General features: G+C 46.8%; 13 protein-coding genes and 1 tRNA gene. 8 read left to right on the top strand and 6 right to left on the bottom strand.

What is annotated here, in order from left to right; all coding sequences use genetic code 11:
- Positions 1 to 75 precede the first annotated feature (75 nt).
- Genes INF32_RS11790 through INF32_RS11775 form a run of 4 tightly spaced genes read left to right on the top strand, consistent with a single transcriptional unit; the run spans position 76 to position 6,316 of the window.
- Positions 76 to 2,886: a type I restriction endonuclease subunit R gene (locus INF32_RS11790; RefSeq protein ID WP_226388596.1), complete on the top strand. Its 2,811-nt coding sequence runs from the start codon at positions 76 to 78 to the stop codon at positions 2,884 to 2,886.
- 10 nt (positions 2,887 to 2,896) lie between these two features.
- Entirely contained in the window at positions 2,897 to 3,589 is a 693-nt protein-coding gene (locus INF32_RS11785; protein WP_226388595.1) for a GIY-YIG nuclease family protein, read from the top strand.
- A gap of 5 nt (positions 3,590 to 3,594) precedes the next feature.
- Complete coding sequence (locus tag INF32_RS11780) at positions 3,595 to 5,139, top strand: type I restriction-modification system subunit M (protein ID WP_226388594.1); 1,545 nt, start codon at positions 3,595 to 3,597, stop codon at positions 5,137 to 5,139.
- Positions 5,140 to 5,155: 16 nt separating this feature from the next.
- Positions 5,156 to 6,316 (top strand): restriction endonuclease subunit S, encoded by a 1,161-nt coding sequence (locus INF32_RS11775; RefSeq protein ID WP_226388593.1) that lies wholly within the window; start codon positions 5,156 to 5,158, stop codon positions 6,314 to 6,316.
- Here INF32_RS11775 and INF32_RS11770 read toward each other — a convergent pair.
- The gene (locus tag INF32_RS11770; RefSeq protein ID WP_226388659.1) at positions 6,309 to 6,944 is read right to left on the bottom strand and encodes a restriction endonuclease subunit S; all 636 of its coding nucleotides are present in this window, start codon (positions 6,942 to 6,944) and stop codon (positions 6,309 to 6,311) included. The genes INF32_RS11775 and INF32_RS11770 overlap by 8 nt on opposite strands.
- Between INF32_RS11770 and INF32_RS11765 the strand changes: the two genes are divergently transcribed.
- Positions 6,943 to 7,533, top strand: coding sequence for a restriction endonuclease subunit S (locus INF32_RS11765; protein ID WP_317172733.1), 591 nt, complete (start codon positions 6,943 to 6,945; stop codon positions 7,531 to 7,533). The two genes, INF32_RS11770 and INF32_RS11765, sit on opposite strands and share 2 nt — an antisense overlap.
- Here INF32_RS11765 and INF32_RS11760 read toward each other — a convergent pair.
- Both INF32_RS11760 and INF32_RS11755 read right to left on the bottom strand, forming a co-directional pair.
- Entirely contained in the window at positions 7,526 to 7,954 is a 429-nt protein-coding gene (locus INF32_RS11760) for a restriction endonuclease subunit S (RefSeq protein WP_226388657.1), read from the bottom strand. The two genes, INF32_RS11765 and INF32_RS11760, sit on opposite strands and share 8 nt — an antisense overlap.
- An 88-nt stretch (positions 7,955 to 8,042) precedes the next feature.
- Positions 8,043 to 8,612 (bottom strand): restriction endonuclease subunit S, encoded by a 570-nt coding sequence (locus INF32_RS11755; protein WP_226388592.1) that lies wholly within the window; start codon positions 8,610 to 8,612, stop codon positions 8,043 to 8,045.
- A 77-nt stretch (positions 8,613 to 8,689) separates the two neighbouring features.
- On the opposite strand from INF32_RS11755, the gene INF32_RS11750 reads away from it, so the two are divergent.
- On the top strand, positions 8,690 to 9,616 hold the full coding sequence (locus INF32_RS11750) for a tyrosine-type recombinase/integrase (RefSeq protein WP_226388591.1): 927 nt from the start codon (positions 8,690 to 8,692) through the stop codon (positions 9,614 to 9,616).
- A gap of 120 nt (positions 9,617 to 9,736) precedes the next feature.
- Here INF32_RS11750 and INF32_RS11745 read toward each other — a convergent pair.
- Positions 9,737 to 9,807: transfer RNA gene (locus INF32_RS11745), tRNA-Cys, on the bottom strand.
- 144 nt (positions 9,808 to 9,951) lie between these two features.
- Here INF32_RS11745 and INF32_RS11740 point away from each other — a divergent pair.
- Together INF32_RS11740 and INF32_RS11735 are read left to right on the top strand one after the other, a co-directional pair.
- Positions 9,952 to 11,061, top strand: coding sequence for a DNA-processing protein DprA (locus tag INF32_RS11740; RefSeq protein ID WP_226388590.1), 1,110 nt, complete (start codon positions 9,952 to 9,954; stop codon positions 11,059 to 11,061).
- Positions 11,058 to 11,843, top strand: coding sequence for a TatD family hydrolase (locus tag INF32_RS11735; RefSeq protein WP_226388589.1), 786 nt, complete (start codon positions 11,058 to 11,060; stop codon positions 11,841 to 11,843). Before INF32_RS11740 ends, INF32_RS11735 begins: the two co-directional genes overlap by 4 nt.
- Positions 11,844 to 11,845: 2 nt before the next feature.
- Here the strand turns inward: INF32_RS11735 and INF32_RS11730 are convergent, their stop codons facing one another.
- Together INF32_RS11730 and uvrB are read right to left on the bottom strand one after the other, a co-directional pair.
- Positions 11,846 to 12,424, bottom strand: coding sequence for a GtrA family protein (locus INF32_RS11730; protein ID WP_317172725.1), 579 nt, complete (start codon positions 12,422 to 12,424; stop codon positions 11,846 to 11,848).
- Entirely contained in the window at positions 12,421 to 14,442 is a 2,022-nt protein-coding gene (uvrB, locus tag INF32_RS11725) for an excinuclease ABC subunit UvrB (protein WP_226388588.1), read from the bottom strand. Before uvrB ends, INF32_RS11730 begins: the two co-directional genes overlap by 4 nt.
- Positions 14,443 to 14,475: the final 33 nt, after the last annotated feature.

Genomic DNA, 14,475 nt, shown 5'->3' with positions numbered 1-14,475 from the left:
ATAATTGGACTCCCTAATTAATTGCATTAAGGATTAAATTCTATATTTGTATAATTATTGAAAATTTATATTGTAATGACTACCCAAAGCGAAGCGGCATTAGAGAACGGATTGATAAAGACCCTTATAGATAATAGCTATGAGCGCGTTATTATCAGAGAAGAAGAGAACCTAAAAGCGAACTTCAAAAGTCAGCTGGAAAAGCACAATCAAAAAGAACTCGCGCTTCATGGACGATCACATCTGACAAATTCAGAATTCGATAAAATATTGATTTACCTCGAAGGTGGAACACGGTTCGAGAAAGCGAAAAAATTACGCGACCTCTATCCACTGGAAACCGAAGATGGACAGCGTATCTGGATCTCATTTCTCAATCAACGCAAATGGTGTCAAAATGAATTTCAAGTCGCCAATCAAATAACAGTCGAGGGCCGTAAGAAATGTCGTTACGACGTAACGATTCTTGTGAACGGATTGCCATTGGTACAGATAGAGCTAAAAAAACGCGGTGTCGAATTGAAGCAGGCCTACAACCAAGTGCAACGCTATCATAAAACATCCTTTCACGGACTGTTCGATTATATCCAGCTCTTCGTAATATCCAACGGGGTGAATACCCGTTATTTCGCCAATAACCCGAACGGCGGCTACAAATTCACATTCAATTGGACGGACAAGAACAATCGCTCGTTCAACGATCTAAATATGTTTGCCAATTTCTTTCTGGATAAATGTACGCTAGGAAAGATCATCAGCAAATACATCGTATTGCATGAAGGCGAAAAGTGTTTGATGGTATTGCGGCCTTATCAATACTATGCCGTAGAAGAGATCATCAATCGAGTGGAGAATACCAATAAAAACGGATATATTTGGCATACAACAGGAGCGGGGAAAACGCTTACATCGTTTAAAGCAGCACAACTCGTTTCGGAAATAGATGGTGTAGATAAGGTTCTGTTCGTAGTCGACAGGCACGATCTAGACACCCAGACTCAGAGCGAATACGAGGCATTCGAGCCAGGTGCGGTCGATGGTACGGATAATACATACGAACTGATTAAGCGGTTAAGCGGGGATTCCAAAATCATCATCACAACGATCCAGAAGTTGAACTGCGCTGTTACGCGAGATTACTACAACAAACATCTGCAAGAGATTCGCGATAAAAAGGTAGTAATGATCTTCGATGAATGCCACCGCAGCCATTTCGGCGACTGTCATAAGAATATCGTCCATTTTTTCTCAAACCTGCAAATCTTCGGATTTACCGGTACGCCCATTTTCGTCGAAAATGCCAAACAGGAACATACAACGGCTGAAGTATTCGGAGAATGTTTGCATAAATATCTGATTAAGGACGCTATCGCCGACGAAAATGTATTAGGCTTCTTGGTTGAATATTACACAGGGAACACAACCACCGACTACGAGAATGAAGCAAGGATGCGTGAAATTGCGCAATTCATCCTCAATAATTATGATAAATCGACTTTTGACGGCGAGTACAATGCATTGTTCGCCATTCAGTCCGTACCCATGTTGTTGCGGTATTATCAAATTTTCAAAGAGCTAAATCCCAAAATCCGGATCGGAGCCATCTTCACTTATGCAGCCAATGCGGATCAAGATGACGAGCAGACCGGCATGAATCAAGGTTTTGTCAGCAAGAAAGTCGACGCAGACAAATTGCAGGAAATTATGAACGACTACAACCGAATGTTCGGCACCGGCTTCTCGACGGACAACTTTAGTGCTTATTACGACGATGTCAATGAGCGTATGAAAAAGCGGAAGAAAGAGATGAAACCGCTCGACCTACTGCTTGTTGTCGGGATGTTCCTTACGGGCTTCGATGCCAAACGCCTTAATACGCTATATGTCGATAAAAATCTGGAGTATCACGGTCTGTTGCAAGCATTCAGTCGCACGAATCGAATTCTGAATGAGAAAAAACGATTCGGGAAAATCGTTTGTTTCAGAGATTTAAAAGTGAATGTCGACGCAGCAATCAAACTATTCAGTAATAATGAGCCGAGCGAATTTATCGTTCGGGAACCGTTTGAGAAAGTACGTAAGGAACTGAACTTAAAAATGGAAGAGTTCCTAAAAAAATACCCGAATATTTCCTGTATCGATGCATTGAAAAGCGAAACTGAAAAACGGGAGTTCGTATTGGCATTTCGCGAGATTATTCGAGGTAAGATCGAAGTGCAGATTTACGAAGAATATGAGGAGGATGACCCCTATTTTCTCATGTCGGAACAGGAATACATGGATTTTCGCTCCAAATACCTCGACATTGCTATCGGACATACGGGTGAAAATAAAGCACATTTGCCAAAAGAAGATGTAGAGCAGCCCGAAATTGAAGGAATCGACGATATCGATTTCTGTTTGGAACTATTACACAGTGATGTAATCAATGTTGCTTACATTCTTGCTTTGATCGAAGACCTGAATCCTGAAAGCAATGACTACCATGAAAAACGTCAACGCATTATCGACACAATGATCAAGGATGCTGCCATGCGTAATAAAGCGATGCTGATCGACGGATTTATCCGACAGAATGTCGATAATGACAAAACAGGATTCGCTCGTGCGAAAGCTGACGGATCTATTGATTTAGAAACTCGACTGACCAATTATGTGTCAGTCGCGCGCAATAAAGCCATCGACAAGCTTGCCGAAGACGAAGGATTGTCTCGCGAAGCCCTTCGGGATTACCTTGCACAATATGATTACCTGCAACGCGAAAAACCTGAAATCATCCAGAATGCCATTAAGGAGAAGAAAGTCGGCCTGAAAGAACGCCGCAATATCCTTAAACGTGTATTAGGGAAACTACGTGTAATTATCGATACTTTTAACTGGGAATAATACAAAGACCATGAAAGAGTTACATCCAGGATTCGTATATATTCTTACCAATCCGAGTTTTCGTGAGGATTGGGTAAAGATCGGGAAAAGTGCACGTCCGGTCGATATTCGGTCTAAAGAATTAGATAATACGGCTGTACCGTTGCCTTTTGAAATTTTTGCGACTATGCAAACTGCAAAATATAATGAGGTCGAGAAATTAGTGCATAAAACTATCGATCGATTAACAGATCTGCGTATTCGACAAAATAGAGAGTTCTTCAACGTCGCGCCCCAAGTTGCATTGGATATATTCAGAGACATAGCTCAGACGATAGATGATGCGGTCATCACCGAATACGAGAATAACATTCCGATAAACAGGACAGACAGACCGTCGAATCAGCTAAATGTACGTACCGTAAAACGGGAACGCTTCAAATTCAGTATGGTCGGAATCCGAATAGGAGAGTTTATAACATTCACTCCGACGGGTATACAAGTCAAAGTCGCCAGCGATGATTCTATCGAATATGAGGGTCGTATTTACAAATTATCTCCATTCGTCGGTACGTTTATGCCCGAAGAACGAAGAAATACATCGGGAGCTTATCAGGGAGCTAAATATTTCTCGTACAACGGACAAATTTTAGAGGATTTACGTAAGGCGTCCGAGCGTTGCGATAACGCAGAAAAGCATATAGTAACTGCAATAGAACAGTAAATATCATGAGCGAAGAACTACAACAAAAACTCCGAAGCCAGCTCTGGACAGTCGCCAATACCCTGCGCGGCAATATGTCGGCGGGCGATTTCATGTACTTCACATTAGGATTCATATTCTATAAATACCTGTCGGAAAAAATCGAACTTTATGCCAACGAAGAACTGAAAGAAGACGGTCTGACCTTTCAGGAAGCTTGGTCAGGAAAAGATGATGAACTGAAAGAAGACCTCAAAGAAGCATGTATACAAGACCTCGGATATTTTGTCGAACCGGAATATTTATATTCCACTATTATCTCGATGATCGATCGCAAGGAAAATATTTTGCCATCGCTCGAACGTTCACTCAAAAAGATCGAGGATAGCACCATAGGACAAGAAAGCGAAGATGATTTCGGCGGATTGTTTTCGGATATCGACCTTGCATCGCCCAAATTAGGACGAACGGCTGATGATAAGAACAAACTCATCAGCGACGTACTTGTCGCGTTAAACGGCATTGACTTCGGGTTAAAAGAAGCACAGGAAATCGATATTTTGGGCGATGCCTATGAATATATGATTGGTCAATTTGCAGCTGGAGCAGGAAAGAAAGCAGGAGAATTTTATACGCCCCAAGAGGTAAGCCAAATCCTCGCAGAAATTGTTATCACGGATAAACAACGTTTGAAGACCGTATACGACCCGACTTGTGGCAGTGGTTCACTTCTTCTTCGTACGGCTCGTAACGGCCATGCCGATGCAATTTTCGGACAAGAGAAAAACCCAACGACTTTTAACCTCTGCCGAATGAACATGCTGTTACATGGAATCAAGTATAATGATTTCGATATTCGCAATGGTGATACGATCGAAGCCGATGAATTTGGCGACCAGCAATTTGACGCGGTCATTGCCAATCCTCCGTTCTCAGCGGACTGGAGTGCAGCGGACAAGTTCAATAACGACGATCGGTTCAATAAAGTAGGTGTTCTCGCACCTAAATCCAAAGCAGACTATGCATTCATTCTTCACATGATCTATCATTTGAACGATGGCGGAACAATGGCCTGCGTAGCTCCGCACGGCGTATTATTCCGAGGAGCAGCCGAAGGCAAGATTCGTCGTTTTCTTATCGAAAAGAAGAATTATATCGATGCGATTATCGGACTTCCGGCCAATATCTTTTACGGCACAAGCATTCCGACATGCATTCTTGTATTGAAAAAATGTCGTCAAGAGGACGATAACATTCTCTTTATCGATGCTTCTCGCGAATTCGAAAAAGTCAAAACTCAGAACAAACTTCGTTCGGAACATATCCAAAAAATCATCGACACTTACCGGAATCGTTCAGAAATCGATAAGTATAGTCATTGTGTAACGTTGCAGGAGATTGCCGAGAACGATTACAACCTCAACATCCCGCGCTATGTCGATACGTTCGAAGAGGAAGAACCTATTGATATTAAGGCTGTCATGGCGGAAATCAAGGAACTGGAAGCCAAGCGAGCCGACCTGGACAAGCAGATCGAAGTATACTTAAAAGAACTGGGGATTGTCGAATAAACACGAAACAAAAGCAATGGCAACAAATAACAACAATAAAGTCCTCAATGTTCCCCCTTTGAGATTCCCGGAGTTTTCCGGGGAGTGGAGGTATTTACCTTTAAATGAATATCTGTATGAGAATAAAGAACGCAACAAAACAGGCTTCTTTAATAAAACTTCTGTTTTATCTGTATCGGGAGATTTCGGTGTTATCAATCAGATTCAGTTATTAGGAAGATCTTTTGCAGGAAAAAGTGTACTGGATTATCATGTTGTACGACATGGAAATATTATTTATACTAAAAGTCCATTAAAGGATTTTCCGTATGGAATTGTAAAAATGAACGAAGGAGCAGATGGCATAGTTTCAACATTGTATGCAGTATATAATGTTAGAATAAATGCCTCTGGAAAGTTTATTGAGAGTTATTTTGCATTACCAAGACGCGCAAATAAATATTTCAAGCCCATCGTCCGTATTGGTGCTAAACACGATATGAAGATTAGCAATACTGAAGCAATTGCAAATATTGTCTGTTTCCCCCAATACGTTGAACAGCAAAAAATCGCTAAATTTTTAGCTCTTATTGGTACCCGTATCTCCACCCAAAACAAAATCATTGAGGATCTGGAACAACTAAAGAGTGCGATTCGTGAAAGGCTCTATACTCAAATTCAGGAAGAAGATTTTGAGCATAAGACCATAAAGGATGTACTATCTTACGAACACCCAACGAAATACATTGTTGTTGATACAGAATATACTGACGATAAAAAGTTAACTCCGGTCCTGACTGCTAATAAAGCCTTTATTCTAGGCTACACACCAGAGCAAGAAAATATATACGGGAAAGGAGATTGTATAATATTTGATGATTTTACAATGGATATAAAGTTTGTTAGTTTCCCATTTAAAATAAAATCCTCTGCTATTAAAATTCTGACGGCAAAAACAAATGTCAATCTTTATTTTATATATGAATATTTACTTTTTCTTAATCTCATTTCTGAAGAGCATAAGCGGCATTATATTTCTGAAATAGAACCTTTACATATCGTCGTACCTTGCCTTGTTATACAACATAAGATTGCAGAAATCCTTCAAAGTATAGATAAACAAATCCACAATGCTCGACAACTTCAGTCTGCATATCAAAGGCAAAAACAATATTTACTTAATCAAATGTTCATATAAACATGCGTTGTAACAAGAATTGTTTTTGAGTTATATATAGATCTTTTAACTTTTTCTCTTGTAGTATTTTATCAGCAATATATTTTAAAAGAGCAGCTATTCTATGTTGTTCTTGAATTGATGGGACTTTTACTTTAATACGGGAAAAATTGGGATAAAATAAATAAATCCTTACACCTCCTTCACCATATAAATTGTAATAGAATATAGCTCTCTTCGATTTAAGCAAATATAACAGCCAATCGGAGTCAATATCAGCGGCAGGTTTGATACAAACATATAGAGAACTAATCAAACACGGGGTCTCATTGTCATAGCGAGCAATTGAACCCACATTGATCCGAGCCGGATTATAAGCAAATTCGCCCTGCCGAATGATTTTATATGAGCTAATGTCATCTCCAGCAATCTCTCTACTTTCAAATTGCTCTTCTTGAGGAATAAAACCTGTATCTTTGGTAACTGAAAATACTGGATAGTGTTTGGAGTTCCGATTGCGATGACTGAAATGTTCCGTTAGATGCCCGAATGTAGAAACACCCCAATCGTCTGCAAACTCATGAAATCGTAATTGACCACTATATAATTGATCCGTTAGCGCACTCGAAAAGGTAAAATAAACCTTAATTAAAGCAATTGGTAATAAATGCTTATTTGGTCATGGCCGGAACGTCAGACTCGGTGATATCCTTATTGAGCGAACTGAAAAAAGTACAATAAACGACCAATATGAAATATTAAGTTCCACAATCAAAGGCATCTTTTCGCAACGCGATTACTTTTCCAAAGATATAGCCAGCGAAAACAATATAGGATACAAGGTCTTACACAAAGGCGATATTGTCCTTAGCCCACAAAATTTATGGATGGGTAATATCAATTACAACGATAAGTTTAATTTCGGGATTGTTTCTCCATCTTATAAGATTTTTGCTATATCCGAGGAGTTTGACTGCCACTATGTCGCCTTTTTGCTGAAAACTCATCGGTTGTTATATAGCTATAGGTCTATTTCCGAACAAGGGGCAAGTATCGTCCGACGCAATCTTAATATGGACGCATTCCTGGAATTAACATTCAAAATACCGCCCTTTGTCGCACAGCGACGAATCGGGCAGGCTTTATCCAAACTCAACGATAAGATTGAGATGGAACGGGATTGTCTTAACATGCTTAAGGCGCAAAAGCAATATCTCCTGTCAAATCTATTTATATAAATAGGTTTGATAATAAATATTGTTTTTGCAATATTAGATTTCGCAATATCTTGTGCTCAATTTGCAACTTGGTGTCCATTGTCCGAAGCGTTGTTGCAATTCGCTTTTGTTCAGCGACAGCAGGACACCATATTTTTGCTTTACTGTAATCTTTGAAATAGATATGAGGAATGGCCATACCAGTTATATAGGGTCTAAAGTCGAATGCTTTTAGACTATAATAAATATACGGTAACAAATAGCACTCTTGTGTAGTTCTCAAATAATTGAGAGTTCCTATTGTTGAATATCTGCCTGTAGCATAAGCCGTTGATCCAACGCTCGCTCCGTCCTTAATAATCAATATTGAATCGCCAGAGATCTCATACTTATCCATATAACCGCAAATACCTGTTGCCCCATAAACTGGATATTGTCCTATGCCTTTTACGTCGTTTTCAAGAAGCGTAGAAGAATGATGTGTAAGACAGTCTTTGAGCCGTGTATTTGGCCTTTGCTGTGTAGTTAGCTTATGAGATAGTTGCTTTAATTAAGGTTTCAAGTTTCTCAATGATTTTGTTTTGAGTGGCGATACGGTCGTCAATCAACGACAATAATCCAGCTGTCTTTTGTTGTTCTACATCAGCAGGAACAGATACCTGAATTTTACGGACTTCATTTGCGGAAATCTCTAAAAAGGTTGACCCACAAGATTTCCTGATTAAATCCTTTTTCTTTGTTTGTATCAGATAATAGAGAAAATCCACATTGCATTTTTTGGATACAAGAGATTGAAAACCTTGGTTTGTAGCACATTCTCTGAGTGATAATGAGCATTCCCCAATGGTGGCACGAGAACTTAAAAGTATCGTATTGGGAGGCAAAAGTTTTGCGCTGGAATTGTTTAACCCCTCTTCTGTTATGGTACGCAAACTTGAATCAACGTATTTATTTTTACCTATTTCAGAAGGCGTAAACCATTGTATTTCTCCATCCCAATATGATTTTATTGTAGTATCAGGTGTTCCCCCACCAATAACAACCGCTAAATCGTTTATTAATTTTGTTTTCCACTCCCCCGTAAATTCCGGGAATCTCAAATGGGGAACATTGAGGAGGTCCGTAATAAAATGCCTTACGCTTATCTTTCTGCTATATAATCTAAATTTTTTCAATCATGTCAGCAGAAACTAAACTTTCGAAAATCGTCACTCTGTGGAAAGAGGACAAAAAGCAGTATGTAAAGCGTTCGACCTTTTCAGCCTACACACTATTAATCGAGAATCATATTTTGCCATCGTTTGGCGATATGGTACTGGTTGAGGAACAGGATGTACAAGCTTTCGTATTTCGTAAACTCGACGAAGGATTAAGCCAAAAAACCATCAAGGATATTTTAATCGTTTTAAAAATGGTACTCCGCTTCGGGGTCAAGAATCAAATGATTGAATATCGTCAAATAGATATAAAGTTTCCGACCGAACGCAATAAACATTCTATAGATATTTTAAGTCGTTCACATCAACGGCAAATCATGGAATATATCCAATCTCATTTTACATTCAAAAATCTGGGTATTTATATATGCCTAAGTACCGGAATACGTATCGGGGAAATTTGTGCGCTAACATGGGATGATTTAGATATTGAAAATGGAGTTATCCATGTTCGAAAAACAATTCAACGTATCTATATCGTGGACGCTGACCGGAAGCATACCGAAATAATTCTCGATACCCCCAAAACCAAAAACTCCATCCGGGAAATTCCGATGACAAAAGATTTGCAGAAATTGATCCGCCCTATCAAAAAAGTTGTGAACGGGAATTTTTATATTCTGACGAATGACCCGACGCCGACCGAACCGCGAACATATCGGAACTACTACAAACAATTCATGCAATCGCTCGGAATGCCTGCCTTGAAATTCCACGGCCTACGGCATAGCTTCGCCACCCGCTGCATCGAAAGCAAGTGCGACTACAAAACCGTAAGTGTACTACTCGGACATTCCAATATCAGCACTACACTCAATTTATACGTCCACCCGAACCTGGAGCAGAAACGCTATTGCATTGACCAAATGTGCAAAATGCTCAAATAAACCATGAACGCTTTAGCCGGATAGCCCAGACAATTTAATCAATCTGAATAGTCGTATAACAAATGTATGACAAAACAAAAAGAAAACCGCCTTACAGTATACTGTAAGGCGGTTTTCGTGAGGTCTGAAGCGGACTCGAACCGCTGTAGCAGCTTTTGCAGAGCTGTGCCTAGCCACTCGGCCATCAGACCCTTGTCCGAAAGGGAAGCGTTCCGCATGAACAGCATCCGATCGAGACCGCAAAGATAGTAAATAATATGTATTCTCCAAAACTTCCGGAAGCGAAATCTTTTCACTACATTTACCCGTAATTTTTTCACCCGCAAACGCCATCCATGCTCACCGATGACATAGCCCTCACGCTGGAACCCGAAATCGGACCCAGAACAGCCATTCACCTCATGGAGTGTTTCGGTTCGGCCGAAGCGCTGTACGCCGCGACGGAACAGGAGATCGTACAGAGGGCGCAATTGAAGCCCGGGCTTGCGAAATCCCTATCCCGCAAGAACTTCCACCGCCAGGCCGAGCAGGAGATCGCTTTTCTCGAAAAACACGGCATACACGCCTTCGTCGCCACATCGCCGGACTACCCGGCTTTGCTGAAAGAGTGTCCGGATTACCCGCACGTCCTCTACCTGAAAGGCGATCCCGCCCTGTTCGACCGCAGGATGGTCTCGATGGCCGGCACACGGGACGTCACCACATACGGGCTGAAGATGTGCGAAGAACTCGTCTTCGGACTGGCCGCACAAATCCCCGACCTGGTGATCGTCAGCGGCCTGTCGGGCGGTGTGGACACGGCCTGCCACCGGGCCGCGCTGGATGCAGGGGTTCCCACGCTGGGCATCCTGCCCAACGCACTGACCACGATCTATCCCGCCCACAACACCCACATGGCCCGGGAGATGGTGCGTCTCGGCGGTGGCATACTCACCGAATTCCATTCCCGGTTCACCCCGCACGCCTCGGTATTCCTGCAGCGGAACCGCCTGATCGCAGGGCTGACGCCGGGTACGGTGATCGTGGAGTCCCCGGCTGAAGGGGGATCGCTCACCACGGCCCAGTTCGCGCTGGACTACGACCGCTGCCTGATGGCCGTACCCGGCCGGGCCACCGATCCCGCTTCCGCCGGCACCAACAATCTCATCAAGCACCTGAAAGCCCGCATGGTCTGCTCGGCCTACGACATCGTGCGGGAACTGGACTGGACACCCGCACCCCGGCAGCGGGAACCGGAAGCCGACGAGTCCCTGGAGCCCGACCTGAGCAAGGACGAGCGGGGCTTGCTGAGCTGTTTCCGCGACCGGGAAATCGTCTCCTCGGAGGAACTGGCCGAATGGAGCGGACTATCCCCGGCCCAACTGGCCCCGCTGCTGCTGGGTCTCGAAATGGCCGGAGCGATCCGCACGCTGCCCGGCAACCGTTACGAAAAAACCATCCCATGATTCTGACAGACACCCACTCGCATATCTACGACACCGCATTCGACGACGACCGGGAAGCGGTTTTCGAACGGGCTCTCCAGGCCGGCGTGACCCGCATCCTGCTCCCCGCCATCGACTCCCGGAGCCACGACGCCCTGTTCGACCTCTGCCGGCGGCATCCGCAGCACTGCATTCCCATGATGGGGCTCCACCCCACCTCGGTCAACGAGATCGACGACTACCGGACGGAACTCGACCGGGTGGAACGCCTGTTGCACGAACCGCCCGCAGGCCGTTTCTGCGCAGTGGGGGAAGTGGGGCTCGACTTCTACTGGAGCACGGAGCGGAAGACGGAACAGATCGAAGCCTTCCGCCGGCAGATCGAACTGGCACTGGAGTTGCGCCTGCCGCTGGCGATCCACACCCGGAACGCCTGGGACGAAATGCTGGCGACCCTCGGAGACTACGCGGGACAGGGTCTGCGCGGTGTCATGCACGCCTTCTCCGGCACGGAAGCGATCTACCGCCAGGTGAAGCGATGCGGCGACTTCCTGTTCGGAATCGGTGGCGTGGTGACCTACAAAAGAAGCGAAACGGCCGCCCTCCTGCCCTGCATGTCGCCGGACGACCTGGTTCTGGAGACCGACTCCCCCTACCTGACGCCCGTTCCCTTCCGAGGCAAACGGAACGAAAGCGCCTACGTGCGGTTCGTATGCGAAAAAGTGGCGGAAATCTACGGCCTCGCGCCGGACGATATAGCGGAACGCACCACGCGGAATGCCTGCCGGATGTTCGGATCGTAACCCTACGCCCCGGCACAGCCGCGAAAGGTGAAATACTTCTGCATCAAGTAACTGTACACGATGGTGATGAGCGAGGTGACGACCTGCGAAAAGGTGGGCCACAGATGCACCGCCTCCACGAAAAATTTCAGCCCCAGATAATTCAGCACCACGGAGCCGCATACGCTGAACAGGTAACGGACCAGCTGCGTCCGCGTCCTGAGCGGCGAAGCCCGGAAGGCGATATACTTCTGCAACCAGAACCCGGAGAGATAGTTGACCGGAAAGACGATCAGGAAAGAGGCGATCGGAGCCGACACGGCCACGAATCCCAGATCGACCAGGCTCCTGTCCAGCACGAAATTGTAGACCACGGCATAGAGCACCCAGCTCAGCACCAGGTTGCCCCCCCCGCAGGCGGCGTACCGGAAGGTCTGGAGCGGCATCACCGCCCGCAGCGGAGCGATGTAGAACCAGTCCACCCACCGCGTCAGCCGATGCGCAAGCGCCCGCGAACACCGCCGGAACAGGGGAACGGCCACTTCTCCGCCGCCCTCCTCCACACGACCCGGCTCCGGAACAGACTCTTTCCCTTTCATCATGCTTTGGCGTACTCTTTGAGTTTGGCTTGCAGGGCGTACATTTCGTCCCGGAATTTGGCGGCCGCAATGAAGTCGAGTTCCCGGGCGGCGGCCTCCATCCTGCCGCGCACCTCTTCGACCGCCTTTCTCAGATCGGCCTCCGTCACGTAAACAGCTCCGGCATCCGCAGCCAGCCCGTATCCCCCGCTCGCCGCGGGATAGGAGGTGCCGCTACCGTGAAGCGCCTCGCCCGAAAGGATCGAGCGCCCGCTCTTGAACGCCTGCCGGGGCAGCTGGTGCTGTTTCATGTTGTAGCTGATCTGCTTCTCCCGCCGCCGGTTGCTTTCGGCCATCGCCATCCGCATCGAATCGGTCCGCCGCTCGGCATACATGATGACGTTCCCGTTGGCATGGCGGGCCGCCCGCCCCGCCGTCTGGGTCAGCGAACGCTCGCTGCGCAGGAACCCCTCCTTGTCGGCATCCATGATGGCCACCAGCGACACCTCGGGCAGATCGAGGCCCTCCCGCAGCAGATTGACCCCGATCAGCACGTCGAACACCCCGTCGCGCAGTTCGTCCAGAATCTTCACCCGCTCCAGCGTCTCCACATCCGAGTGGATATAGCGGTTGCGAATCCCGAGCCGGTCGAAATATTTCGACAGCTCCTCGGCCATCCGCTTGGTCAGGGTCGTCACCAGCACCTTTTCGTTCAGCCGGATGCGGACATTGATCTCCTCCATCAGGTCGTCGATCTGGTTCTCCGTGATCCTGATCTTCAGCGGCGGGTCGATCAGCCCCGTGGGACGGATCAGCTGTTCCACCACAGCCCCCTCCGACTTGATCAGCTCATAATCGGCCGGCGTGGCACTCACATAGATGCACTGCCCGGCCATCGACTCGAACTCGTCGAACTTGAGCGGCCGGTTGTCCACGGCGGCAGGAAGCCGGTACCCGTACTCCACCAGATTCTCCTTGCGCGAACGGTCGCCGCCGTACATGGCCCGTATCTGCGGAATGGTCACATGGCTCTCGTCGATCACGAGCAGATAGTCCTTCGGAAAGTAGTCGATCAGGCAGAAAGGCCGCGCCCCGGGCGGACGGCCGTCGAAATAGCGCGAATAGTTCTCGATACCGGGACAGTATCCCAGCTCCTTGATCATCTCCAGGTCGTACTCCACCCGCTGCTTCAGCCGCTGCGCCTCCGTCGGACGGCCCTGTTTCTCGAAAAACTCGATCTGTTTTCCCAAATCGAGCTGTATCTGCCGGATGGCGGTGTTGACCCGCTCCTTGGTCGTCACGAACAGGTTGGCCGGATAGATCACCACCCGGTCCAGATACTCCAGCCGCTGCCCCGTGGCCGGGTCGATCGAGGCGATCGACTCGATCTCGTCATCGTAGAACATGATCCGGTAGCTGACCTCACCGTAGGCCAGGGCGATGTCGATCGTCTCCCCGTTCACGCGGAACGTGCCGCGCGTCAGTTCGCTCTCGCTGCGCGTGTAGAGCGCCTCGACCAGCGAGTAGAGCAGTTTCTTGCGGGCAAAGGTCTCGCCTTGGGTCAGACAGATCGAGGTGGCGTGGAAATCGGCCGGATTACCGATACCGTAGAGACACGACACGCTCGACACCACGATCACGTCGTTGCGTCCGGACAGAAGCGACGAGGTGGTCTTGAGCCGCATTTTCTCGATCTCCTCGTTGATCGAAAGGTCCTTTTCGATATAGGTGTCCGTCGCCGGAAGATAGGCCTCCGGCTGGTAATAGTCGTAATAGGAGACGAAATACTCCACGGCATTCTCCGGGAAAAAGTTCTTGAACTCCCCGTAGAGCTGGGCCGCGAGCGTCTTGTTGTGGCTGAGCACGAGGGTCGGCTTGCCCATCGCCGCGATGACGTTGGCCACCGTGAAGGTCTTGCCCGATCCCGTGACGCCGAGCAGCGTGTTGTGCCGGCTGTGCCCCCGGAGCGAAGCGACCAGCTGCGCGATCGCCTCGGGCTGGTCGCCTGTGGGCTGATACTCAGAAACCAACTTGAAATCCATGTCGCAAAGTTATGAAATAATACCGGAAGTGAT

The sequence above is a fragment of the Gallalistipes aquisgranensis genome, from assembly GCF_014982715.1.
In the GTDB taxonomy this organism is placed as follows: Bacteria; Bacteroidota; Bacteroidia; order Bacteroidales; family Rikenellaceae; genus Gallalistipes; species Gallalistipes aquisgranensis.
This window is presented reverse-complemented; position numbering and strand designations above follow the sequence as displayed.